The 20763-nt window shown below is 69.7% G+C and carries 27 protein-coding genes and 1 tRNA gene; 20 read left to right on the top strand and 8 right to left on the bottom strand.

Annotated features, from left to right (window positions below; translation table 11 throughout):
- The first annotated feature begins 37 nt into the window (after positions 1 to 37).
- From ccmA to V3391_RS01950, 12 genes are all read left to right on the top strand, one after another.
- Entirely contained in the window at positions 38 to 679 is a 642-nt protein-coding gene (gene ccmA, locus V3391_RS02005) for a heme ABC exporter ATP-binding protein CcmA (RefSeq protein WP_332076755.1), read from the top strand.
- Positions 676 to 1362, top strand: coding sequence for a heme exporter protein CcmB (gene ccmB / locus V3391_RS02000; protein WP_332076754.1), 687 nt, complete (start codon positions 676 to 678; stop codon positions 1360 to 1362). The genes ccmA and ccmB overlap by 4 nt, the downstream gene beginning before the upstream one ends.
- Positions 1363 to 1492: 130 nt before the next feature.
- Positions 1493 to 2251: a heme ABC transporter permease CcmC gene (gene ccmC, locus V3391_RS01995; protein WP_332076753.1), complete on the top strand. Its 759-nt coding sequence runs from the start codon at positions 1493 to 1495 to the stop codon at positions 2249 to 2251.
- Positions 2248 to 2427 carry a heme exporter protein CcmD gene (gene ccmD / locus V3391_RS01990; protein WP_332076752.1) on the top strand — a complete coding sequence of 60 codons (180 nt, stop codon included), beginning with the start codon at positions 2248 to 2250 and terminating at the stop codon, positions 2425 to 2427. The genes ccmC and ccmD overlap by 4 nt, the downstream gene beginning before the upstream one ends.
- Complete coding sequence (gene ccmE, locus V3391_RS01985; RefSeq protein ID WP_332076751.1) at positions 2424 to 2906, top strand: cytochrome c maturation protein CcmE; 483 nt, start codon at positions 2424 to 2426, stop codon at positions 2904 to 2906. Before ccmD ends, ccmE begins: the two co-directional genes overlap by 4 nt.
- A gap of 36 nt (positions 2907 to 2942) precedes the next feature.
- Positions 2943 to 4868 carry a heme lyase CcmF/NrfE family subunit gene (locus V3391_RS01980; RefSeq protein WP_332076750.1) on the top strand — a complete coding sequence of 642 codons (1926 nt, stop codon included), beginning with the start codon at positions 2943 to 2945 and terminating at the stop codon, positions 4866 to 4868.
- The gene (locus V3391_RS01975; protein WP_332076749.1) at positions 4865 to 5413 is read left to right on the top strand and encodes a DsbE family thiol:disulfide interchange protein; all 549 of its coding nucleotides are present in this window, start codon (positions 4865 to 4867) and stop codon (positions 5411 to 5413) included. The genes V3391_RS01980 and V3391_RS01975 overlap by 4 nt, the downstream gene beginning before the upstream one ends.
- Positions 5410 to 5853 (top strand): cytochrome c-type biogenesis protein, encoded by a 444-nt coding sequence (locus V3391_RS01970; protein ID WP_425497186.1) that lies wholly within the window; start codon positions 5410 to 5412, stop codon positions 5851 to 5853. Before V3391_RS01975 ends, V3391_RS01970 begins: the two co-directional genes overlap by 4 nt.
- Complete coding sequence (locus tag V3391_RS01965; protein ID WP_332076748.1) at positions 5853 to 6866, top strand: tetratricopeptide repeat protein; 1014 nt, start codon at positions 5853 to 5855, stop codon at positions 6864 to 6866. The genes V3391_RS01970 and V3391_RS01965 overlap by 1 nt, the downstream gene beginning before the upstream one ends.
- A gap of 34 nt (positions 6867 to 6900) precedes the next feature.
- Complete coding sequence (gene metX / locus V3391_RS01960; protein ID WP_332076747.1) at positions 6901 to 8043, top strand: homoserine O-acetyltransferase MetX; 1143 nt, start codon at positions 6901 to 6903, stop codon at positions 8041 to 8043.
- Positions 8044 to 8052: 9 nt separating this feature from the next.
- Complete coding sequence (locus tag V3391_RS01955; protein WP_332076746.1) at positions 8053 to 8658, top strand: cysteine dioxygenase family protein; 606 nt, start codon at positions 8053 to 8055, stop codon at positions 8656 to 8658.
- Between the two features lie 103 nt (positions 8659 to 8761).
- Complete coding sequence (locus V3391_RS01950; RefSeq protein ID WP_332076745.1) at positions 8762 to 10615, top strand: DUF885 domain-containing protein; 1854 nt, start codon at positions 8762 to 8764, stop codon at positions 10613 to 10615.
- Positions 10616 to 10636: 21 nt separating this feature from the next.
- Here V3391_RS01950 and V3391_RS01945 read toward each other — a convergent pair whose 3' ends face one another.
- Positions 10637 to 11140 (bottom strand): hypothetical protein, encoded by a 504-nt coding sequence (locus V3391_RS01945; protein WP_332076744.1) that lies wholly within the window; start codon positions 11138 to 11140, stop codon positions 10637 to 10639.
- A gap of 160 nt (positions 11141 to 11300) precedes the next feature.
- On the opposite strand from V3391_RS01945, the gene V3391_RS01940 reads away from it, so the two are divergent.
- Positions 11301 to 11386: transfer RNA gene (locus V3391_RS01940), tRNA-Leu, on the top strand.
- A 109-nt stretch (positions 11387 to 11495) separates the two neighbouring features.
- Complete coding sequence (locus V3391_RS01935; protein ID WP_332076743.1) at positions 11496 to 12296, top strand: NRDE family protein; 801 nt, start codon at positions 11496 to 11498, stop codon at positions 12294 to 12296.
- A gap of 51 nt (positions 12297 to 12347) precedes the next feature.
- Here the strand turns inward: V3391_RS01935 and V3391_RS01930 are convergent, their stop codons facing one another.
- The 6 genes from V3391_RS01930 to V3391_RS01905 all read right to left on the bottom strand — a co-directional run bounded on the left by V3391_RS01930 (position 12348) and on the right by V3391_RS01905 (position 17001).
- On the bottom strand, positions 12348 to 12833 hold the full coding sequence (locus V3391_RS01930) for a hypothetical protein (RefSeq protein WP_332076742.1): 486 nt from the start codon (positions 12831 to 12833) through the stop codon (positions 12348 to 12350).
- A gap of 211 nt (positions 12834 to 13044) precedes the next feature.
- Entirely contained in the window at positions 13045 to 13479 is a 435-nt protein-coding gene (locus tag V3391_RS01925; protein WP_332076741.1) for a hypothetical protein, read from the bottom strand.
- Between the two features lie 14 nt (positions 13480 to 13493).
- Complete coding sequence (locus tag V3391_RS01920; protein WP_332076740.1) at positions 13494 to 13691, bottom strand: PspC domain-containing protein; 198 nt, start codon at positions 13689 to 13691, stop codon at positions 13494 to 13496.
- A 28-nt stretch (positions 13692 to 13719) separates the two neighbouring features.
- Positions 13720 to 14787: a class III poly(R)-hydroxyalkanoic acid synthase subunit PhaC gene (phaC, locus tag V3391_RS01915; RefSeq protein ID WP_332076739.1), complete on the bottom strand. Its 1068-nt coding sequence runs from the start codon at positions 14785 to 14787 to the stop codon at positions 13720 to 13722.
- A 2-nt stretch (positions 14788 to 14789) separates the two neighbouring features.
- On the bottom strand, positions 14790 to 16325 hold the full coding sequence (gene phaE / locus V3391_RS01910) for a class III poly(R)-hydroxyalkanoic acid synthase subunit PhaE (protein ID WP_332076738.1): 1536 nt from the start codon (positions 16323 to 16325) through the stop codon (positions 14790 to 14792).
- Positions 16326 to 16380: 55 nt separating this feature from the next.
- Positions 16381 to 17001, bottom strand: a complete 621-nt coding sequence (locus V3391_RS01905) for a CDP-alcohol phosphatidyltransferase family protein (RefSeq protein ID WP_232137681.1) — start codon at positions 16999 to 17001, stop codon at positions 16381 to 16383.
- 118 nt (positions 17002 to 17119) lie between these two features.
- Here V3391_RS01905 and V3391_RS01900 point away from each other — a divergent pair, with 118 nt between their 5' ends.
- From V3391_RS01900 to V3391_RS01875, 6 genes are read left to right on the top strand one after another with little or no spacing between them, the layout of a single operon-like run.
- A complete protein-coding gene (locus V3391_RS01900) occupies positions 17120 to 17971 on the top strand; it encodes an SPFH domain-containing protein (protein WP_332076737.1) in 852 nt (283 codons plus the stop codon).
- On the top strand, positions 17971 to 18312 hold the full coding sequence (locus tag V3391_RS01895) for a hypothetical protein (protein ID WP_332076736.1): 342 nt from the start codon (positions 17971 to 17973) through the stop codon (positions 18310 to 18312). The genes V3391_RS01900 and V3391_RS01895 overlap by 1 nt, the downstream gene beginning before the upstream one ends.
- Entirely contained in the window at positions 18309 to 18500 is a 192-nt protein-coding gene (locus V3391_RS01890; protein WP_332076735.1) for a type II toxin-antitoxin system antitoxin, read from the top strand. The genes V3391_RS01895 and V3391_RS01890 overlap by 4 nt, the downstream gene beginning before the upstream one ends.
- The gene (locus tag V3391_RS01885; protein WP_332076734.1) at positions 18493 to 18672 is read left to right on the top strand and encodes a DUF4177 domain-containing protein; all 180 of its coding nucleotides are present in this window, start codon (positions 18493 to 18495) and stop codon (positions 18670 to 18672) included. Before V3391_RS01890 ends, V3391_RS01885 begins: the two co-directional genes overlap by 8 nt.
- Positions 18669 to 19496 carry a CPBP family glutamic-type intramembrane protease gene (locus tag V3391_RS01880; protein WP_332076733.1) on the top strand — a complete coding sequence of 276 codons (828 nt, stop codon included), beginning with the start codon at positions 18669 to 18671 and terminating at the stop codon, positions 19494 to 19496. Before V3391_RS01885 ends, V3391_RS01880 begins: the two co-directional genes overlap by 4 nt.
- Positions 19497 to 19550: 54 nt before the next feature.
- Positions 19551 to 20360: a M15 family metallopeptidase gene (locus V3391_RS01875; RefSeq protein WP_332076732.1), complete on the top strand. Its 810-nt coding sequence runs from the start codon at positions 19551 to 19553 to the stop codon at positions 20358 to 20360.
- A gap of 18 nt (positions 20361 to 20378) precedes the next feature.
- On the opposite strand, the gene V3391_RS01870 is transcribed toward V3391_RS01875, so the two are convergent.
- A complete protein-coding gene (locus tag V3391_RS01870) occupies positions 20379 to 20750 on the bottom strand; it encodes a DUF423 domain-containing protein (RefSeq protein ID WP_332076731.1) in 372 nt (123 codons plus the stop codon).
- Positions 20751 to 20763 lie beyond the last annotated feature (13 nt).

The following is a 20763-nucleotide window of genomic DNA, read 5'->3' as shown; positions in this document are numbered from 1 at the left end:
GACCGATCCGGTCGCGCCATGGGCCCCTCGCCGCCGCATGTCCGAGTCCGCTTCCGTCCCGCCGCTGCTCGCCGCCCGCGGTCTGTGCTTCACGCGCGACGCGCGACCGGTGTTCGGACCGCTCGATTTCGACGTCGCCGCCGGTGAAGCCCTGCTCGTGCAGGGTGGCAACGGTGCGGGCAAGACGACGCTGCTGCGGGTGCTGGCCGGTCTGCTCGAAGCCGATGGCGGCACGGTCGAAGTCGGCGGCGCGCCGGTCGCCCGGGCAATGCGCGCCGGCACGATGGCGTATCTCGGGCATCTGCCCGGCCTGAAGGCCGATCTCGACGCGATCGAAAACCTCGACTTCCTCGCCCGCCTGCAGGGCTGCCGCGCGAGCCAGACCGCCGAGCGCGCGCTCGCCCTGGTCGGACTGGCCGCGCACGCGCATCTGCTGGTGCGGCAGATGTCGGCCGGGCAGAAGAAGCGGCTCTCGCTGGCGCGGCTGTGGATGTCGCCGGCGCCGTTGTGGCTGCTTGACGAGCCTTACGCCAATCTCGATCTGCAGGGCATCGAACTGGTCAACCGCATGGTGCGCGCCCAGCTCGAAGACGGCGGCGCGGCACTGGTGACCACGCACGGCGCCTACGCCGCGCCGCCGGTGCGCACCCGGGAACTGGTGCTGGACGCCGCCGCATGAGCGCACACCCGACCCTGCCCGGCAGCGCGGCCGCGCTGATCGCCCGCGACCTGCGTCTGCTGTGGCGGCGTCGCGGCGATGCGCTGCAACCGGCGCTGTTCGCACTACTGGTCGTGGTGCTGTTCGCGCTGGCGCTGGGCAACGAACCCGCGACGCTGCGCGCCGTGGCACCCGGCGTGCTGTGGGTCGCGGCGGTGCTCGCAGGCCTGCTCGCGCTCGACACCCTGTTCCGCGGCGATGCCGAGGACGGCTCGCTCGAACAGTGGATGCTCAGCCCCGTGCCGCTGGCCTGGCTGGTGCTGGTACGCACCGCGGTGCACTGGGCGACGACGACGCTGCCGCTGCTGGTCGCAACGCCCTTGCTGGCCGAACTGCTGGGCCTGCCGCGCGCGCAGTTGCCGGTGCTGCTGGCCGGTCTCGCGCTGGGCACGCCGCTGCTGAGCCTGCTGGGCGCGGTGGTCGCCGCGCTGACCATCGGCATGCGCCGTTCCGGTATCCTGCTGGCACTGCTTGCCCTGCCCCTGTACGTTCCGGTGCTGGTGTTCGGTGCCGGCAGCGTCGCGATCGCGGCGCAGGGGCATGATCCATCCGGCGGGCTGTTGCTGCTCGCCGCGGGCCTTGCCGCCGCGCTCGTGCTGGCACCCGTCGCTGCGGCGACCGCCATCCGCATCGCACTCAATTGACCGGCCCCGCGACGGGTCTGGAGGGTCCCGTCGCCGACGTGCAATCCGTCCCGCAACGCCGCGCCACGCCCGCGACCGCATGCCCGCCATGCGCGCTCCGAGACCGCAAGCCAGCGACCCGCACGCCTACATGAATCCTGTCCTGCTCTGGTTCCATCAACTCGGCTCGCCCTCCACCTTCGACCGCTTCGCGCGGCGCTGGGCGCCGTGGGGCTTCGGCCTCGGCCTGGCGACCATGGCCGTCGGTCTGTACGGCGCGCTGTACGTGGTGCCCGCCGATTACCAGCAGGGCGACAGCTTCCGCATCCTCTACATCCACGTGCCGAGCGCGTGGATGAGCCTGGCCGTGTTCGCGGCCATGGCGATCTACGCCGCGATCGCACTCGTGTGGCGGATCAAGCTCTGCGAGATCCTCGCGATGGCCTGCGCGCCGATCGGCGCCGCGTTCACCGTGATCACGCTCGCCACCGGTTCGATCTGGGGCCGGCCGATGTGGGGCACCTGGTGGGACTGGGATCCGCGCCTGACCACCGAGCTGATTCTGCTGTTCCTGTATCTGGGCGTGATCGGCCTGTACGGCGCGATCGAGGACAAGCGCACCGCCGCGCGCGCGGCCGGACTGCTGGCGATCGTCGGCGTCGTGCTGCTGCCGGTGATCCGCTATTCGGTGGTGTGGTGGGATTCGCTGCACCAGGGCCAGACGATCCGCGTATTCGGCGAGTCGAGCATCGACGGCAGCATGCTGTGGCCGCTGTTGTGGATGGTGGTCGGCACCAAGTTCTGGTTCGTCGGGTCGCTGCTGGCGCGCGCGCGCGCCGACAATCTGCGCCGCGAAGCCGGCAAGGACTGGGTCCGGGCGCTGGCCGCGCCGACCGGAGATCGCGCATGACCTACATCGAATACGTCGTTGCCGCCTACGCGGTGTTCGCCGCCGTGCTGGCCTGGGATTTCGTCGCGCCGCGCATCCGCACCGCGCAGCTGCTGCGCGCGGTGCGCCTGCTGGCATCGCGCCGGGCTGCGGCGACGACCGTGGCCGCGGACGACACCGCCGAGCTGACCCGATGAATCCGGTCCGCCGCCGCCGTCTGCTGTTCGTCGTCGCGATCGTCGCGGCCAGCGCGCTGTCGATGACGCTGATCGCGTTCGCCCTGCAGCGCAACGTCTCCTATCTGTACACGCCTCATGAAGTGCTGGGCGGGATCGCGGGCGCCGCGGTGTCGTCGGGCGAAGCGCGGTTCCGCCTCGGCGGCATGGTCGCCGGCGGTTCGTTCTCGCGCGCGCAAGGCTCGATGGAAGCGCGCTTCCGCGTGACCGACGGCGATGCCGAGCTGCCGGTGCGCTACACCGGCCTGCTGCCCGACCTGTTCCGCGAACACCAGGCGGTGATCGCGACCGGACGCATGGACGGCGACACCTTCGTCGCCGAGCAGGTGCTGGCGCGCCACGACGAGACCTACGTGCCGAAGGAGGTCGCCGACAAGATGGGCCTCGCGCACGACAAGCACGGCATCGTGACGCCGGCCGACGCGGACGCCACGCAGTGATCGAAGGGGTGCGTGGCGCAGATACCGGAGTCGCCGATGCTGCCTGAGCTCGGCCAGATCGCGCTGTTGCTGGCGCTGGTCGCCGCGACCCTGCAGACGGTGCTGCCGCTGCTCGGCGCGCAGCGCGGTCTCGCGCCGTGGATGGCGACCGCGCGTCCTGCAGCCTATGCGCAGTGGGCGCTGACGTTCGTCGCTTGGGCGATCCTGACCACCGCCTTCGTGCAACAGGATTTTTCGGTGCGCTACGTCGCCGAGAACTCGAACTCGCTGCTGCCGATGGTCTACCGCTTCACCGCGGTCTGGGGCGGCCACGAGGGTTCGCTGCTGCTGTGGGTGTTCGTGCTCGCGTGCTGGAACGCGGCGGTGGCGTGGTTCTCGCGCTCGTTGCCGGACGTGGTGCTGGCGCGCGTGCTCGCGATCATGGGCGCGGTCTGCCTGGGCTTTCTCGCATTCCTGATCTTCACCAGCAACCCGTTCGAACGCATCCTGCCGATGCCGCTCGAAGGTCGCGATCTGAATCCGCTGCTGCAGGATCCGGGGATGATCGTGCACCCGCCGATGCTCTACATCGGCTACTCGGGTTTCATGGTGCCGTTCGCCTTCGCGATCGCCGCGCTGCTCGACGGCAAGGTCGACGCGCACTGGCTGCGCTGGACGCGGCCGTGGACGAACGTGTCGTGGGCGTTCCTGACGATCGGCATCGCGCTTGGCTCGTGGTGGGCGTATTACGAACTCGGCTGGGGCGGCTGGTGGTTCTGGGATCCGGTCGAGAACGCGAGCTTCATGCCGTGGCTGGCCGGCGCGGCGTTGATCCACTCGCAGGCGGTGACCGAAAAACGCGGCAGTTTCCATGGCTGGACGCTGCTTCTGGCGATCGCGACGTTCTCGCTGTCGCTGCTCGGCGCGTTTCTCGTGCGCTCCGGCGTGCTGACCAGCGTGCACAGCTTCGCTGCCGATCCCACGCGCGGTCTCTTCATCCTGGTGTTCCTCGGCCTCGTCGTCGGCGGTTCGCTGCTGCTGTACGCGCTGCGCGCACCTGATGGCCGCGACGGCAAACCGTTCGCGGCGACCTCGCGCGAAACCCTGCTGCTGGCGAACAATCTGCTGCTGGTCGCGGCCTGCGCGATGGTGCTGCTGGGCACGCTGTATCCGCTGCTGGCCGATGCGCTGAATCTCGGCAAGATTTCGGTGGGGCCGCCCTACTTTGGCCTGTTGTTCCTGCTGCTGATGGCGCCGCTGGTGCTGCTGCTGCCGTTCGGTCCGCTGACGCGATGGCAGAACGAAGACATGTCGCGGCCGCTGCGCATGCTGCTGCCCTGGGCGGCGCTCGCGCTGATCGCCGCGACGCTTGCGTTCTTCACCGCGCCGCAGGGGCCGTGGAAGGTGGCGATGGGTGTGGCCGGTGCGGTCTGGGTGGCCGGCGGCACGGCGCGGTTCGTGTGGACGCGTCTGCGCGCGCCGGGCGGCCGCATGGGCGCGGAGATGACCGGCATGGTGCTCGGGCATCTGGGCATTTCGGTGTTCCTGATCGGCGCGCTGCTGGTCGAAGGCCTCAACGTGCAGCGCGAGGTCGCGCTGCTGCCGGGACAGTCGCTGGAGATCGGCCGCGATGCCTTCGTGCTCGACAGCGTCGCGCATCACGTCGGCCCGAACTACGAATCCGACCGCGGCACGGTGCGGATGCTGCGCGACGACCGGCTGGTCACCACGCTGCATCCCGAGAAACGCACCTACGCCAGCGGCGGCCAGGTGATGACCGAGACGGCGATCCGTCCCGGCGTGTCGCGCGACGTCTACGTCGCGCTCGGTGAACCACTCGGCGGCGACGCCTGGGCTTTGCGCGTGCACATCAAACCCTTCGTGCGCTGGGTCTGGGCGGGCGCGTTCCTGATGGCGCTGGGCGGTTTCGTCACCGCGGCCGATCGCCGCTTCCGCCGGCCGCGTCGTGAGAAAACCGCATGAGTGCCTCGCGCGCCCGCTGGCTGCCGCTGGCCGTCTTCGGCGTGATCCTCGCGCTGCTGGCTGCAGGCGTGTGGCTGAGCCGCAGTCCGGATCGCGACGCCCTGCCCTCGCCTCTGATCGGCAAGCCGGCGCCGGCATTCCGCTTGCCGGTGCTCGGCGCGCCGAAGCGCCTGGTCACGCAGGCCGATCTGCGCGGCGCGCCGTATCTGCTCAACGTCTGGGGCAGCTGGTGCCCGGGTTGCCGCGAGGAACATGCGGTGGTCAACGCCTTCGCCGAAACCGGCCGCGTGCGCGTGATCGGCTTCAACTGGAAGGACGAGCCCGAAGACGCGACGCGCTGGCTCACGCAGTTCGGCAATCCCTACGATCTCGTGCTCGCCGACTACGACGGCAAGGCCGCGATCGAATGGGGCATCTACGGCGCGCCGGAAACCTTTCTCGTCGATCGCGACGGCACGATCCTGTGGAAGCACGTCGGCCCGATGACCGATGCGACCATCCGTGAGCAATTGATGCCCCTCGTCGAACGGCTGGAGGCGCCGTGATCCGCGCCGCGTTGCTCGCATTGCTGTTGTGCCTGACCTGGCCGCAGGCCGCACGCGCGCAAGTCGCCGTCGACGCCGCGCCGTTGCGTTTCGAGGACACGGCCGAAGAGCGCCGCTTCCACAGCCTCGTCGCCGAACTGCGCTGCGTGATGTGCCAGAACCAGTCGCTGGCCGATTCCAACGCGCAGATCGCCCACGACCTGCGCCGCGAAGTGCTGACGCTGATGCGCGAAGGACTGGACGACCCGGCGATCAAGGCGCATCTGGTCGCGCGCTATGGCGAGTTCGTGCTGTACCGCCCGCAGGTCGGCCCGTCGACGTGGCTGCTGTGGTTCGGCCCGCTGCTGCTGCTCGGCGCCGGCGGCGTGGTGATCTGGCGCGTCGTCGCCTCGCGCAAGGAGGCCGCACCGCTGCCGCCCGACGACACGGAGACCTGGTGATGCTGCTCTTCGTCGTGCTCGCGATCGTGCTGACGCTGGCGACCGTGGTCGCGTTGACCTGGGGGCTGCGCCGCGGCGCGTCGCGGGTGGCGATCGCGGTGACCCTGCTGGTGCCGGTGCTGGTGGCCGGCATGTACATGCTGGTCGGCACGCCGCAGGCGCTCGATCCAGAAGAACTCGCCGCGCCCGACTCGCTCGACGATGCGATCGCGCGTCTGGAAGCCGATCTGCAGCGCGATCCGCGACAGCCCGAAGGCTGGCTGCTGCTGGGCCGCGCCTACGCCGGACTGGACCGGCACGCCGACGCGCGCGACGCGATCGCACGCGCGGCGAAGCTGCTGCCCGAGGACGACGCGGCGCAGGTCGAAGCCGCGCAGGCCAGCGCGCGCGCAGCGCCGGACCGGCGCTTCGATGCGGCGGCGGTACGGACATTGCGCGATGTGCTCGCGCGCAATCCCGACCATCAGCATGCACGCTGGTATCTGGGCATCGCGCAGCGTCAGGCCGGCGACGATGCGGGCGCGGTCGCGACGTGGACGCCGTTGCTGCCGCTGCTCGATGGTGCCGCTGCCGACGCGCTGCGCACCCAGATCGCCATCGCGCGCACCGCCGCCGGCATGCCTGCGGACGACGCATCGGCGACCACCGCAGCCCCCACGCCTGGCACGCATGCGTTACGCGTCCGCGTACGACTCGATCCTGCCGGCGCCCCGCTGCCCGGCGACGCAACGGTGTTCGTCATCGCCCGCCAGCCCGGCGGTCCGCCGATGCCGGTCGCGGTGCAGCGGCATCCGGTGTCGGCGTTGCCGCTGGACATCGTGCTGGGCGACGGCGACAGCCCGATGCCGACCCAGCCGCTGTCGGCGCTCGATTCGGTCGAAATCGTCGCGCGCATCTCGCGCAGTGGTGACGCATCGCGCAGCGACGGCGACCTTGAATCCACACCGGTACGGGTGACGCTGCCAGCGCGCGATCCGGTCGAGCTCGTCGTGCCCGTCGCCGCGACGCCCTGACCGGCGCCACACCCCGAGTCGCTACACTGGCGCGATGACCGAATTCATCCCGCCGGGCAGCCGCTTCATCGACCTGCCCTCGCCGTTCCCGATGAAGCGCGGCGGCGCGCTCCGCGGCGCCCGCATGGCCTACGAGACCTGGGGCACGCTCGACGCCGAACGCGGCAACGCGATCCTGATCGTCACCGGCCTGTCGCCCGACGCGCACGCTGCCAGCCACGCCGACGACACCACGCCCGGCTGGTGGGAGCCGATGCTCGGCCCCGGCAAGCCGATCGATACCGACCGCTGGTTCGTGATCTGCGTGAACTCGCTCGGCAGCTGCAAGGGCTCCACCGGCCCGGCTTCGAACAATCCCGACACCGGCGCGCCGTACCGGCTCGCATTTCCGGAACTGTCGGTCGAAGACGGCGCCGACGCCGCTGCGCACGTCGTCGCGGCGCTGGGCATCGAGCGCCTGGCCTGCGTGATCGGCAATTCGATGGGCGGCATGACCGCGCTCGCATTGCTCGCCCGGTTTCCGGGGCTCGCGCGCACGCACATCAACATCTGCGGCGCGGCGCGCGCATTGCCGTTCTCGATCGCGATCCGCTCGCTGCAGCGCGAGGCGATCCGCCTCGATCCGATGTGGCAGAACGGCGCCTACACCGACAGCGCCTATCCCGAGAGCGGCATGCGCATGGCGCGCAAGCTCGGCGTGATCACCTATCGCTCGGCGCTGGAATGGGACGGCCGCTTCGGCCGCGTGCGGCTGGAATCCGACCGCCGCGACGACGAGGAACCGTTCGGCCTCGAATTCGAAGTCGAGAGCTATCTCGAAGGTCACGCCCGCCGTTTCGTGCGCCGCTTCGATCCCAACTGCTATCTCTACCTCAGCCGCTCGATGGACTGGTTCGACATCGGCGAAAGCTGCGGCGGCAGCACCGACGACGGCCTGGCGACACTGCGTGTCGAACGCGCGCTCGCGATCGGCGTGCACACCGACATCCTGTTCCCGCTGCAGCAGCAACAGCAGATCGCCGACGGCCTGCGCGCCGGCGGTATCGACGCGACCTTCCTGCCGCTGGAATCGCCGCAGGGGCACGACGCGTTTCTCGTCGACATCGCGCGCTTCGGACCGGCGGTCGCGGATTTTCTTGCTGCGCTGCCGCCTGCACGTGCGCAGGTCGCGGGCTAGACTGCAGCGATGCGTTTCGAGTCCACCGCCACCGACATCCCCGACATCGCCTTCCAGGGCCGCGACCGGATGATCGCAGCGATCGATGCGGCCATCGCGGCCGGCGACCACCACGCCGTCACCAGCGCGCTGCGCGGCGCCATGTGTGCGCTGATCCGCGATCCCGGGGTCGAACTGCCGGCCTGCACGCAGTTGCCGGTCGACGGCCACTACGCGCGTCGCGAGCTGTATCGCAGTCCTGCGCACGGCTACAGCATCGTCGCGATGACCTGGGCGCCCGGCCAGGGCACGCCGATCCACGACCACGACGGCCTGTGGTGCGTGGAAGGCATCTGGCGCGGCACGCTGGAAATCGCCCAGTACGAACTGCTCGAATCCGACGGCGAGCGATTCCGTTTCCGCGCGGCCTCGGGCATGCAGGCCGGCGTCGGCAGCGCCGGCAGCCTGATTCCGCCGCACGAGTACCACACGATCCGCAACGCCAGTGCCGATGCGATCGCGGTGTCGTTGCACGTCTACCAGGCGCCGATCGAACATTGCGCGCGCTTCCGTCCCGAGGCGGACGACTGGTATCTGCGCTACGACGCCTCGCTGGCCGTCGACACCGTCGACTGATCGACGGCTGCAAGGTCGCCCTTCGAAGGTGAACAGGGGGGCGCATCCCGCGACCCCAGCCGCTACAGTGGACCGGCTCCCCCGCCGCTCTCCGTCGAGGCCGATGACCCGATCGCTGCTGACCGCCTCCTTGGCGATGTTGCTTGCCGCCTGCGGCCAGTCCCCTACCGTGCCCGATGCCGATGGCCGCGCTGTCGATGCGCTGGTCGACGCGCAGTTCGATGCGTTTCTCGCCAACGATCCCGAAGCGATGACCGTGCTCGGCATCGACAGTCCGGATTCGCGCATCGCCGCCGGTCGCCTGACCGACGCATCTCTGGTGCACCGCGCCGAACTGCGCGACACGCTGGCCGCGAATCTCGCCGCGCTCGACGACATCGACGACGATGCCTTCGCGCCGCAGCAGCAACGCACGCTGGAAATGGCGCGCTGGTTCTACCGCAGCCAGGCCGATCTGCTCGGCTTCGACTGGTCGCCGGCGTGGTTGCCGCTGGGCACGAATCTCTACGCCGTCGACCAGCTGTCGAGCATTCCGATGTCGTTGCCGGGCTTCTTCGAAAGCGCGCAGCCGGTGACCGGTGCGGCCGAGGCGCGCAATTACGTTGCGCGACTGCATGCGGTGGCGACCAAGCTCGACCAGGTGCGAGACAACCTCGATCTGCAGGCGAGCCACGGTGTCGTGCCGCCGCGCATCGCACTCGAAGGCGCCGCGCTGCAGATCCGCGATCTGGTCCGCGTCGGCGTGGACAGCAGTCCGTTCGTGCAGGCGTTTGCGCGCAAGCTCGATGGCGCGCAGGGCATCGACGCCGCGCTGCGCGAGGAACTGTTGCGCGATGCGCGTGCGGCAATCGAGGACGCCACGCTGCCGGCCTACACGCGTCTGCTCGCGCGTATCGAAGCCGCCATCGCCACGCAGGATGCCGACAACGGCGTGTGGGCCTTGCCCGACGGCGACGACTACTACGCCGCGGCGCTGCGCTGGAACACCGGCGTCGGCATCGACGCGGCCCAGTTGCATGCCCTCGGACACGACGAAGTCAGCCGCATCCGCGGCGAGATGGCGGCGATCGTCCGCGACCGCCTGCCGTTGGCCGGGGTCGAAGCGCCTGTCGCCACGGAACGCGCGGACGGTGCGCCCGAAGACGGCGTCCCGCCCATCTCCGATGCGGACCGCGAGGCCTTGCGCGCATCGGTGCAGGCGCGCCTGGATGCGATCGAGGACGCGCTGCCCGGTTACTTCAGCGCGCTGCCGACGCAACCGCTCGAAGTCCAGCTGGCGCCGGCCGATGCGACCGGCAACGCCGCGGTCTACTACGTGCCGCCCGGCGGCGACGTGCGGCCCGGCGCCCTGGTGATCGATGTCGCGCAGGTGCGTGCCCTGCCCGAAGGCGGGCTGCCGACGCTGGTCTATCACAACGGACTGCCTGGCCATCACCTGCAGGTCGGCCTCGCCCAGTCGCAGCTCGCGTTGCCGCGGCTGCGGCGCAGTCTGGCGCCGACCGCGTTCACCGAAGGCTGGGCGATGTATGCCGAGCGGCTCGCGGTCGAGATGGGGGTCTACGACGACGATCCGCAGGGCGATCTCGGCCGCCTGCGCGCGGAACTGGTGCACGCGGCGCGACTGGTCGTCGACACCGGTCTGCATGCCGAACGCTGGACGCTCGCGCAGGCGCAGACCTATCTGCGCGACGTCGCCGGGATGAGCGAGGCACAGGCGCGCACCGAGGCCCAGCGCCAGCTGGTGCGTCCGGGGCGCGCGTGCGCGCATACGGTCGGCCTGCACACGCTGCTCGCGCTGCGCGGACATGCGCGGCAGTCGCTGAAGAAGCGCTTCGACCTGCGCGCCTTCCACGGCGTGCTGCTGGAAAACGGCGCGTTGCCGCTGGACGTGGTGTCGCGCGCGGTCGATGCGTGGATCGCCGCGTCGAAGATCGAGGACGAAGGCGGCGCCGGCTGAGCCGGCGCCCCGGCACCGAGGTCAGTCGGACAGCAGCTGCCTGACTTCGACCCGCAGCGTGCGGCCACCTTCGATCAGCCAGGCACGGCCGTCGATCACGATGCCGTCACCGATGTGCGCTTTCTCCACCAGACCGTCCTCGACCGCGCCACCGGAGGCTGCATCGAAGCGGACCTGTTCGGGCATGCGCGACACCGGCTGCGGTACGTCGGGACGCAACGCATCCGGCTGGCCTTCAACGTTGGACACCATGTAGCCGTTGGGACACGGCGCGCGCACGCAGCGGATGTTGCTCAGGTGCACGCGGAACACGCCTTCGGCGAGGCGCACCTCGCCGTTGGGCTGCGAGGGCACGGTGCGGCTGCCCGCCGGCAGCACGATCTCGCGTTCGGCGACCGGCTCGGCGTCGACGACGCGCTGGGCCGGCTGGCTCGCGCAGGCAGCAACGGTCAACGGCAGCAGCACCGCGAACAGGATCCGCATACGGCGCGCGCGCGCCGCCGACAGGCGCGTTCGCGCAGACATCCAGGCCGCCATCCCGTGCGGCTTGATTCGATCGTGCATGTGGCCTCCCGGGCTCCCGGCCCTGCGCCGGCTTGCGCATGATGCCGCCCCACATGTTTGGAGAACGCAAAGACGCCGGGATTCAGGCCGCCGCGCGCTTCCGCTATACTCCCGCGTCCGTGCCGGAGTGGCGGAATGGTAGACGCAGCGGACTCAAAATCCGCCGCCCTTAAAAGCGTGCGGGTTCGAGTCCCGCCTCCGGTACCAGTCGAGGGCCCGCGCATGCGGGCCGTTGCCGTTGGGGCCGTCGCGAACGTCGTCGTGTGCCGCATCGAGTCTCGCATCGCGCACCCGGATGCTCGGCTAGCATGCGGGCATGTGCCTGATCGCCATCGCCTGGAACACCCGCCCCGATCTGCCGCTCGCGCTGATCGCCAACCGCGACGAATTCCACGCGCGCCCGACCGCGGCCGCTGCGTTCGATCCGCAGCATCCGGACGTCTACGGCGGCCGTGATCTGGTGCAGGGCGGCAGTTGGCTGCTCGCCTCGTCGCGCGGGCGGCTCGCCGCAGTGACGAACGTGCGCGCCGGCAGCGCGCCGGAAGCGGCTGCGCTGTCGCGTGGCTGGCTGGTGCGCGACTTCGCGCAGGGCGAGGCATCGGCCGCCGACTTCGCGCAGGGCCTGTCGAGGACGGCGCGGGACTACGGCCGCTTCAATCTGCTGCTCTGGGATGGCGATGCGCTGTGGTTCGCCAGCAACCACCCGCGTTTCGATGCCGCGCCGGTTGCGCCGGGCCTGCATGCGATGTCCAACGGCGCCTTCGATGCGCCTTGGCCGAAGAGCACCGCGGCGACGCGGACGCTGGCCGACTGGCTGGAGACGACCGTGCCCGGCGCTCCGCTCGCGTCGATCGACGTTGCGGCGCTGGCACCGGTGTTCGCCGGGCTGCGGGATACGCGCACGGCGCCGGACGCGGCGCTTCCGGACACCGGTGTCGGGCGCGCGCTGGAGCGACGTCTCTCGCCCGCCTTCATCGAAGATCCGCAGTACGGCACCCGGTGCAGCAGCGTCGTGCTGGTGGATACGGAACACGTGATGTTCTGCGAACGGCGTTTCGCTGCCGATGGCGCGGCGATCGGCACGACGCAGCAGCGGTTGACGTTGCCAGCGCGCTAGCGCACGCACCGCTTCGTACGCGTCCGGCTGCGACGACCCTTGCCGGCACCCTCAGTTCGAGGTCGCCTCGCAGCGCACCGGCGCATCGTTTTCCAGTGCCTGTTCCCAGCCGTTCGGACTGCGCGTGGCGACGGTGTTGTTGATGCAGCTCTCGCTCTCGCCCGCCTGGCGTGCGGTCATCGGTCCCGACAGGCGACGTGCGCCATCATTCACCGGCGTCGCCGCTGCCGACGGTGCCTCGCCCGCAGTGTCGGGCTGCGCGAGCTGGGCAGCGTCTGGATTCGGAGCTTCGACCACCGGCTCGGGCTGTGCGAGGGGTGCGTACAGTGCCGGCGCCGTCTCGACCGGCGCAGTGGTCTCGACCGGTGGCGTGTCGACCGGCGCGGGCGTCTGTGCGACCACCGCCGGCGGCGCATCGTCGAAGCGGTCGCGCAGCATGCCGCCGATCGCATCGGCGACGAGGCTGCCCACCAGCACGGCAAGCGCGATCGGCAGGAAGAAGGCCCAGGGGGATACGGCATCACGGTCGTAGCGCATCGACGGCTCCAGTGACCTCGGGAACACACCGGCCTCTCGGAGTGCCGGATGTGCGAAAGGCCCAGTCTGCCGGATGTCTCCGGCCGGCCGGGCCTTCCAGTGCCGCAGCGTCTGCGGTCGGCCTTGCCGTCCGGGGTCTGCTTCGACGCCACGAAGCTAGCGTCGGATCCGTTATCGAGCCGTCAACACCTTCGACCGTCCGTCGGCAGGCTCAGGGGCGCGGCCAGGGCCACCAGCCGCGGCCGGTCAGGGCGTAACGGTCGGCGGCCCGCTCGAAGCGGTTGCGCACGCTGACCCCGCCGAAGACCAGATACATCGGCAGGAACAGCGGTCCGAGCACCATGTACTGGTAGACGTGTGCGCGTTCGTGGTCGGCCAGCTGGATCGGCGCGTCCTCGCACCACGCGGCGCGGTGCGCGTAGGTCGTGCAGCGCACGTCCAGCGAGTCACCGGTATGCAGGATCACGTTGCCGAACGTGATCGCCCCGCCCGGGCCCCAGGGCCAGCGGTCGAACACCAGTGCGAGATCGTCGCGACGCCAGCGGCAGTGCGCACCGAAGGGCAGGCCCGCGAGCCCGCCGACGAGGCCGATCAGCGTGTTGGGCACCGTCCACACCGCGCCGAGCGCCAGGGCCGCGACGCGCACCACCGGATGCACGCTCAGCCCTCGCCTTCCGGCATCAGCATCCACAGCAGCAGGTAGGCGAGCAGGCCTGGGAACGCGGCCGACACCACCGACACGATGACGAACAGCGCGCGCACGATCGTCGGATTCCACCCGTAGCGCCGGGCAATGCCGCCGACGACGCCAGCGATCACGCGATCCTCGCGTGTGCGGCTCAATGTGGGCGTCGACATCAGCGCGCGCCCCCGGATCGCAGGCGGATCATGCGCGCTGTACCAGCCAGTCGTGGATCGCCGACGGCACCTGCGTCTGCGCGCGACCCGACACGTAGATGCCGATATGCCCGCCACGGAACGACAGTTCCGAATAGTCCTGCGTGCCGACGAGCCCGCGCAGCGCGCGCGACGCATCCGGCGGCACCAGATGGTCCTGCTCGGCGAAGATGTTGAGCACCGGCATCTCGACCAGCCCCAGATGCACTTCGCGATCGCCGATGACGATGCCGCCATTGACGAAGCCGTTGCCCTGGTAGAACTGCTTGATGTACTGGCGGAAGGTTTCGCCGGCCTGGTCGGGCGAATCGAAGATCCACTTCTCCATGCGCAGGAAATCCTCCAGCGCCGGTGCGTCGTCGAGGATGTCGACCACGCCCACGTACTTCTGCACCAGCAGCCGCCACGGCTTCAGCGTGAGGTAACACGCGTTCATCATGTCGGCCGGCACGTTGCCGAGCGTGTCGACGAACAGGTCGACGTCGAGATCGCGCGTCCAGTGCGCGAGCATGTTGTCGTCGGTGTGGAAATCCACCGGCGTGACCATCGTGATCAGATTGCGCACGCGCTCGGGATGCAGCGCGGCGTAGCTCAGTGCAAACGTGCCGCCTTGGCAGATGCCGAGCAGGTTGATCGCATCGAGCCCTGCGCTGCGACGCAGGTGATCCACCGCACCGCCGAGGAAGCGCTCGATGTAGTCCTCGAGCATCAGGAACCTGTCGGAGCGATCCGGATAGCCCCAGTCGAGGATGTAGACATCCTCGCCGCGCTCGAGCAGACCTTTCACGATCGAACGGTTGTGCTGCAGATCGACCATGTACGGCCGGTTGACCAGTGCGTAGGCGATCAGCAGCGGCACGCGCGCGGTCGGCGCCTTTTCGCCGATGAATCGGTACAGCACGACCTTGCCGTCGCGCCAGACTTCCTGCTTTGTGGTCGCGCCGTAGTCGAAGTCACCGACCTCGCGCAACGTGCGCAGGCTGGCGCCCAGTTTCTGCTGGACGCGCGCGGCTTCGTCCGCGATGCGATCGGGCGTGATGTGCAGTGGTCCGGCCATGGTCAGCGCTTCCCTTTACGCGGCTTGCCGCCCTTGTCCTGCAGCGGCTCGGGTGCGATTGGAATCGGCGAGATGAAGCCGAGGTTGGGCAGGCTGGCGACGCGTGTCGGCGACCGTGCTGTCTTGCGCGACGCGCGCGCCGGCGCGGCAGGTGCCGGCGTCGTGCGACGGGCGGATCGCGTGCTGCGCGTGGACTTTTTCGTGGCCGAGGCAGAACTGCGACCGCGGGTGCTGGCTGCGGATCGCGACTTCGCTGCCGGCGCGGGCTTCGAGACGGCCGTTTTCGCAGGTGTTTTCTTCGCGACGGCCTTCTTCGCCGGTGCGACTTTCTTGGCAGACGCTTTCGTGACGGCGCGCTTGGCCGTGGTTTTCTTCGCGGCCACTTTCCTGGCTGCAGTCTTCTTGACCGCAACCTTCTTCGCCGGCTTCTTCGCAGGCGCCCGTTTCGCGGTTGCCCGCTTCGCAACCGGTTGTGCCGGCGCTGCGTCCTCTGCCGTAACACGCGACCTGGACGCTGCCGGATCGGGCGCCGGCGTCACGACACGCGTCGGCCCCGCAGGGCGACGCGGCGGCGCGGTCGACGAGGCGGTTGCATGCGCGCCCGCACCATCGACGGCATCGAGACGATCCCGCATGCGGCGCAGTGCACGTTCGAGATCGGCGATCTTGCGATGCGCGCCATCGAGCTCGGTCCGCGTCGGCAGGTCGAGCACGCGGCAGGCCTGTTCGACCTCGCGCTGCACGGCCTGCCGCAGACGCATCTGGCCCGCGACCATATCGGCGTAGGCCTTGCGGAACGGGGGCGACAGGGCGACATCCGCGTAGGCCTCTTCAGCGGCGTCGATCCACAGATCGAACAGCGCGCGCGGCGTTTCGATCGGCGTCGCCGGATCTCGCGTGGCGAGCTTGCGTTCGAAGATGCCGAACGCGGCCGTCGAGGCCTGCGTCAACAGCGTCTGGTAATCCTGCTGGCTGCGCTGGTGGTCGGCGAACGCACGGCCGAGCTGCTGCCAGCGCTCCTGATGCTCGCGGGTCAGGCCGAAGGTCGGCAGCGAGAACGCATCGCGTCCGCCACCCATTGCCTGGCTCGCGCCGGCGGCGTCGAGCCAGGGCTTGAGCCGCTGCAGCCACGTGTCCCAGCCTTCGATGCCCGGTCCCTGCAGGCCGCCGAACATGGTGCCGACCGGATTGCCACCCATCGCCTCGCGCCAGGCGGCGGTAATCGCCTCGGGCGAGGCCTCGCGGCCCACGAATCCCGCCGCGACACGCTGCATCTGTTCGAGCCAGGGGCCCGCCATCGACTGCAGCTGCCGCAATGCATCGGTGCCGGCATCGGGCGGCGGTGCGGCGCCCTTGAACCACTGCGTGGGATCGCCCCACGGCATGGCGCCTGCGCTCGACGGCGCGGCGCCCATCGGGTTCCAGTCGTTGCCCGGCATCGTGCGTTGCAAGGCGTCGCGCCACGCATCCCAGTAGCGGCGCGCGAGGCGCTCCAGATCCGCGACCTGCGCGTCCGGTCCCTGTCCCATGTTGAACATCGTCGACTCCTGCGAACCGCGTTCGATCATAGCAACGCCGCGCGGCGCCGACGGGTCAGAACTTGGGAATGCGCAGCGTCTTGCTGACCATCATCGCGCCAGAGGCGGCGAAGACCAGCACCAGCGGATGCAGCAGCCACGGTCCAAGACGTACTTCGCCCAGCCACAGCGCCTCGCCGATGCTGCCCTGCCACGCGGCGACCGCGAGCAGCACCACCAGCAGCAGGCTCGACGGAATCGGCGTGCCCTCGAAGAACTTCACCTTGTCGCTGCCTTGCGACAGCGTTTCGGCGGTGACGTTGTAGCGAGCGAGGCGGCTGACGCCGCAGCAGACGAAGCCGGCCAGCACGAGCACGTCCCAGCCGCCCTGCATGCCGCAGGCATAGGCCAGCGCGGCCGGCGCGACGCCGAAGGAGATGACGTCCGCCAGCGAATCGAGTTCGCGGCCCAGCGTCGAAGCGACCTTGCGCCAGCGTGCGATGCGGCCGTCAAGCGCGTCGAAGATGAAGGCCAGCGGGATCAATGCCATGCCGACCAGCAGATCGCGCACGCTGCCGTCCTGCAGATAGCGCATCGCCGCGAACACTGCGCCGGTGCCGCAGAAGGCGTTGCCCAGCGTGAACCAGTCGGCCAGCTGGAAGTCGCGGAGCATCGAGAAATGGCGGGGGCGGGACATCGGGGCTCCAGAGGACGGCGTCGGGCGATGGTGACGGGATGGCCCATGCGGCCGCGTGAGTATTGACAGAACGATATCAATTGGATATCACATCCGAAACCCATCCGAGGACGCCGCGATGCAAGAAAACCCGATCCGCTCCCTGCCCGGCATCCCGGTCCTGCTGGTCCAGCTGGCGGTCCTCGCCCTGTGCGCGTGGACGCTGACGGGCAGCGGCGGCGTCCTGCCGGTCGTCGCGATCGTCGTCGCCCTTGCGACCGCGTTCACCCTGATCGGCCACTACATGATCGAACCCAACCAGGCCGCGGTGCTGAGCCTGTTCGGCAACTACGTCGGCACGGTCAAGGACGCCGGTCTGCGCTGGAACAACCCGTTCCTGACCAAGAAGAAAGTCTCGCTGCGCGTGCGCAACTTCGAGAGCGGCCGGCTCAAGGTCAACGAGCTCGAAGGCAGCCCGATCGAAATCGCCGCGGTCATCGTCTGGCGCGTCGTCGATTCGGCCGAAGCCGTGTTCAACGTCGACGACTACGAGAGCTTCGTGCACATCCAGTCCGAAGCGGCGTTGCGCGCGATGGCGACCAGCTATCCCTACGACCAGCACGAGGACGACCAGATCTCGCTGCGCAGCCATCCCACCGAGATCTCCGATCGTCTGAAGGAGCATCTCGACGAGCGCCTGACCGCGGCCGGCGTCGACGTGCTCGACGCACGCATCAGCCACCTCGCATACGCACCGGAAATCGCCCACGCGATGCTGCAGCGCCAGCAGGCGAACGCGGTGATCGCCGCGCGCACGCGCATCGTGGCCGGCGCGGTCGGGATGGTCGAAATGGCGCTGATGGAGTTGCAGAAGAGCGGCGTCGTCACGCTGGACGAGGAGCGCAAGGCGGCGATGGTCAGCAACCTGCTGGTCGTGCTGTGCGGCGATCGCGGCACCCAGCCGATCATCAACACGGGCTCGCTGTACTGATGGCGCCGCATCACCTCGCCGCGATCGTGTTCGCGCTGATGGCGGTGCCAGCGTTCGTGTCGGCGCGCTGGCTCGTGCAGGGGCGCCTGCCGTTGTCGAGCGGCAGCGGTGGCATGACGGTGCGCGACAAGGCCGTCCTGGACAACAAACTCGCACGGCTGCTGCGCATGATCGGCCTGGCGATGCTGGCCACGGCGCTCGGCCTTGCGCTGTGGGGCGATCAGGAGCGGCGCCTGCTCGTGCTGATCGTGGTGATGTTCATCGCGGTCAATGGCCTGGCGGCCGCGTGCATCTTCACCGTCGCCAGCGCCAAGCGCCGCGCGCGAGGCGGTCGCGGGTGAGCGACAAGAAGGCCTATCCGCTGCGCATCAACGCCGCGATCCTCGCGGCCGTGCAGCGCTGGGCCGACGACGATCTGCGCAGTGCGAACGCGCAGATCGAATTCCTGCTGCGCGAGGCGCTGCGACGCGCGGGCCGTATCGCGCCGGCATCCGAACCCGAAGGACCGAAGGACACAGAGCATGAGTGAGCGTTGGCAGTACAAGGTCGAGGAGATCAAGGTGAGCCTGCTGGGCGGGATCAAGCCGACGGACATCGAGGCGCGCCTGCAATCGTTGGGCCTGCAGGGCTGGGAACTGGTCAACGCCGTGTACGCCGCCCCGGTCGGCCCCACGCTGCTGTTTCTCAAGAAACGCGCATGAGCGCGACCTTGAACGCGCCGCGTCCGCGGCAGGATCTGCGCATTGCGGTCCTGCTCGCCGCCGCTGCCGCAGTCGCCACGCTCGCGGTCATCCCCTATCTGCTGCAGATCGATCCTGCACGCATGACCGGCGGGGGCGCGATCCCGCTGCCGGCGCTGATCGCGATCCAGGCGATGTCGATGTTCATCCTCTGCGCCCTGCTCGCCTGGGGCGGCCTGCGCATGGGCCACCGCGTCGGTCTCGGCGCGCCGCTGCTGCAGCATTGGGTCAGCCGGCATGGCGATGCGCGGATCCGCGATCGCACACCCTGGCAGTCGATCGGGCTGGGCGTCGCGGTCGCGATCGCGATTCTCGTGCTGTCGCGCGTGCTCGATCCGCTGCTGTTGCCGGACACGGACGTCCAGATGACCGACATCATCGGCGCGCGCAGCGCGCTCTACGGGCTGATGGCCTCGTTCTACGGCGGCATCGTCGAAGAGCTGCAGCTGCGCCTGTTCCTGATGACGCTGATCGCGTGGGCCGTGACCTGGCTGCTGCGCAGGCGCGCCGGCTTCGACGGCACATTGTCGCCGCGCGTGGCATGGGCCGCGATCCTGATCGCCGCACTCTTGTTCGGACTCGGACATCTGCCGGCGGCATCGATGGTCTGGGGCCTCGACGCGGGCGTCGTCGTGCGCACGCTGCTGCTCAACGGCATCGGTGGTGTCGTGTTCGGCTGGCTGTACTGGAAGCGCGGCTTCGAAATGGCCGTGCTGTCGCATTTCGCCGCCGATCTGGTGCTGCATGCGCTGGTGCCGCTGCTGCTGCCGCAGGGCGTGCTCTAGTGACCCGCCTCCGGCTTTCCTGACGAAGCGTAGCGGCGCCGCTAAGCTGCACGCATGCACGCCCATCCATCGTCCCGCTTCCTGCTCAACACGCCCGATGTCGAACTCTGGCCCGCGCGCCTGCTGCGCGCGCGCAGCAATCGCGACGCGCGGGTGCTGTCGCGTGCGACGCAGGTGCTCCGGCGCAAGCGCGACGGTGCGTATCTCGCGGCGGCGCTGCCCGAAGGTGTGATCGGGCTGATGCCGCGGTGGCAGCGTGAGCCCGGCATCGACGATGCATTGGATCTGCTCGATGCCGGCGCGCCGCATGCGACGCACGCGGCGGCGCCCGATCTGCCGCTGTCGCAGGTCGAAGCCCGACTCGCCGCGCTGGGTCTCGACGCCGACGACTACGCCGCGCGCACCGGCCTTGCGCTCGTCGCCGAACCCGCATGGCTGGCCTTCGCCGGACTCGACCGCTACCGCCGCCCCTTGTGGCTGACGTCGGAGACCGCCCGTGCATGGCAAGGACTCCACGCGGCGGCCGCGCGCGACGGCGTCGTACTCGATGCCGTCTCCGGCTATCGCAGCCACGAATACCAGCTGGGCATCTTCGATCGCAAACGCGCGCGCGGCCTGTCGCTCGATGCCATCCTCGCGGTCAACGCCGCGCCCGGTTACAGCGAGCACCACGCCGGCAGCGCGCTCGACATCAGCGCGCCGGGTGAGCCGCCCGCAGAAGAATCTTTCGAGGACACCGCGGCATTCGAGTGGCTGACGCGCCACGCCGCCGACCACGGGTTCACGATGAGCTACCCGCGCGACAACCCGCACGGCATCGTCTACGAGCCCTGGCACTGGCGGTACCGGCCCGCCACCGACTGAGCAGCTGCTGCGCCGCGATCAGCGCCGCAGCGCGGCCACGGCCTGCAGCAGCCAGCCGAACATCGTCAGCATGCCGCCCCAGGGCGCGAAGAACGACGGTCCGCCGAACAGATGGCGTGACACCAGCGCGCCGGCGAACAGCAGCGTACCGAGCAGCATTGCGACGAGAGAGGCCAGCTCGATCGTGCCGCGCACCGCGCGCCCCATCAGCACGAGCGCGATGCCGTGGCCGAAGGCGAACACCGCCGCGGTCTGCAATGCGGCGCGCGCATCGCCGTCGACGGCATGCGCGGCGTAGGCCGACAGCCCGACCGACACGCCCGCCAGCAGCGCGCCGGCCGCCACCAGGCCACCGATGTGCCGCGCGGTGCGTCCGGATCCGATTCCCATTGCCTGCTCCATT

The organism is Luteimonas flava, assembly GCF_036584485.1.
In the GTDB taxonomy this organism is placed as follows: domain Bacteria; phylum Pseudomonadota; class Gammaproteobacteria; order Xanthomonadales; family Xanthomonadaceae; genus Luteimonas; species Luteimonas flava.
Note: the sequence above shows the minus strand (reverse complement) of the source record. Positions and strands in the feature narration are given on the sequence as shown.

What these genes read in the sequence shown, in the direction of transcription:
- V3391_RS01900 (WP_332076737.1), top strand. Translation starts at nt 17,120, where the DNA reads ATGCAAGAAAACCCGATCCGCTCCCTGCCCGGCATCCCGGTCCTGCTG.
- phaE (WP_332076738.1), bottom strand. Translation starts at nt 16,325, where the DNA reads ATGTTCAACATGGGACAGGGACCGGACGCGCAGGTCGCGGATCTGGAG.
- V3391_RS01945 (WP_332076744.1), bottom strand. Translation starts at nt 11,140, where the DNA reads ATGTCTGCGCGAACGCGCCTGTCGGCGGCGCGCGCGCGCCGTATGCGG.
- V3391_RS01905 (WP_232137681.1), bottom strand. Translation starts at nt 17,001, where the DNA reads ATGTCCCGCCCCCGCCATTTCTCGATGCTCCGCGACTTCCAGCTGGCC.
- V3391_RS01880 (WP_332076733.1), top strand. Translation starts at nt 18,669, where the DNA reads ATGAGCGCGACCTTGAACGCGCCGCGTCCGCGGCAGGATCTGCGCATT.
- V3391_RS01885 (WP_332076734.1), top strand. Translation starts at nt 18,493, where the DNA reads ATGAGTGAGCGTTGGCAGTACAAGGTCGAGGAGATCAAGGTGAGCCTG.
- V3391_RS01930 (WP_332076742.1), bottom strand. Translation starts at nt 12,833, where the DNA reads ATGCGCTACGACCGTGATGCCGTATCCCCCTGGGCCTTCTTCCTGCCG.
- V3391_RS01935 (WP_332076743.1), top strand. Translation starts at nt 11,496, where the DNA reads ATGTGCCTGATCGCCATCGCCTGGAACACCCGCCCCGATCTGCCGCTC.
- V3391_RS01955 (WP_332076746.1), top strand. Translation starts at nt 8,053, where the DNA reads ATGCGTTTCGAGTCCACCGCCACCGACATCCCCGACATCGCCTTCCAG.
- ccmC (WP_332076753.1), top strand. Translation starts at nt 1,493, where the DNA reads ATGAATCCTGTCCTGCTCTGGTTCCATCAACTCGGCTCGCCCTCCACC.
- V3391_RS01950 (WP_332076745.1), top strand. Translation starts at nt 8,762, where the DNA reads ATGACCCGATCGCTGCTGACCGCCTCCTTGGCGATGTTGCTTGCCGCC.
- V3391_RS01895 (WP_332076736.1), top strand. Translation starts at nt 17,971, where the DNA reads ATGGCGCCGCATCACCTCGCCGCGATCGTGTTCGCGCTGATGGCGGTG.
- metX (WP_332076747.1), top strand. Translation starts at nt 6,901, where the DNA reads ATGACCGAATTCATCCCGCCGGGCAGCCGCTTCATCGACCTGCCCTCG.
- V3391_RS01870 (WP_332076731.1), bottom strand. Translation starts at nt 20,750, where the DNA reads ATGGGAATCGGATCCGGACGCACCGCGCGGCACATCGGTGGCCTGGTG.
- ccmA (WP_332076755.1), top strand. Translation starts at nt 38, where the DNA reads ATGTCCGAGTCCGCTTCCGTCCCGCCGCTGCTCGCCGCCCGCGGTCTG.
- V3391_RS01965 (WP_332076748.1), top strand. Translation starts at nt 5,853, where the DNA reads ATGCTGCTCTTCGTCGTGCTCGCGATCGTGCTGACGCTGGCGACCGTG.
- V3391_RS01875 (WP_332076732.1), top strand. Translation starts at nt 19,551, where the DNA reads ATGCACGCCCATCCATCGTCCCGCTTCCTGCTCAACACGCCCGATGTC.
- ccmE (WP_332076751.1), top strand. Translation starts at nt 2,424, where the DNA reads ATGAATCCGGTCCGCCGCCGCCGTCTGCTGTTCGTCGTCGCGATCGTC.
- ccmD (WP_332076752.1), top strand. Translation starts at nt 2,248, where the DNA reads ATGACCTACATCGAATACGTCGTTGCCGCCTACGCGGTGTTCGCCGCC.
- ccmB (WP_332076754.1), top strand. Translation starts at nt 676, where the DNA reads ATGAGCGCACACCCGACCCTGCCCGGCAGCGCGGCCGCGCTGATCGCC.
- V3391_RS01980 (WP_332076750.1), top strand. Translation starts at nt 2,943, where the DNA reads ATGCTGCCTGAGCTCGGCCAGATCGCGCTGTTGCTGGCGCTGGTCGCC.
- phaC (WP_332076739.1), bottom strand. Translation starts at nt 14,787, where the DNA reads ATGGCCGGACCACTGCACATCACGCCCGATCGCATCGCGGACGAAGCC.
- V3391_RS01975 (WP_332076749.1), top strand. Translation starts at nt 4,865, where the DNA reads ATGAGTGCCTCGCGCGCCCGCTGGCTGCCGCTGGCCGTCTTCGGCGTG.
- V3391_RS01920 (WP_332076740.1), bottom strand. Translation starts at nt 13,691, where the DNA reads ATGTCGACGCCCACATTGAGCCGCACACGCGAGGATCGCGTGATCGCT.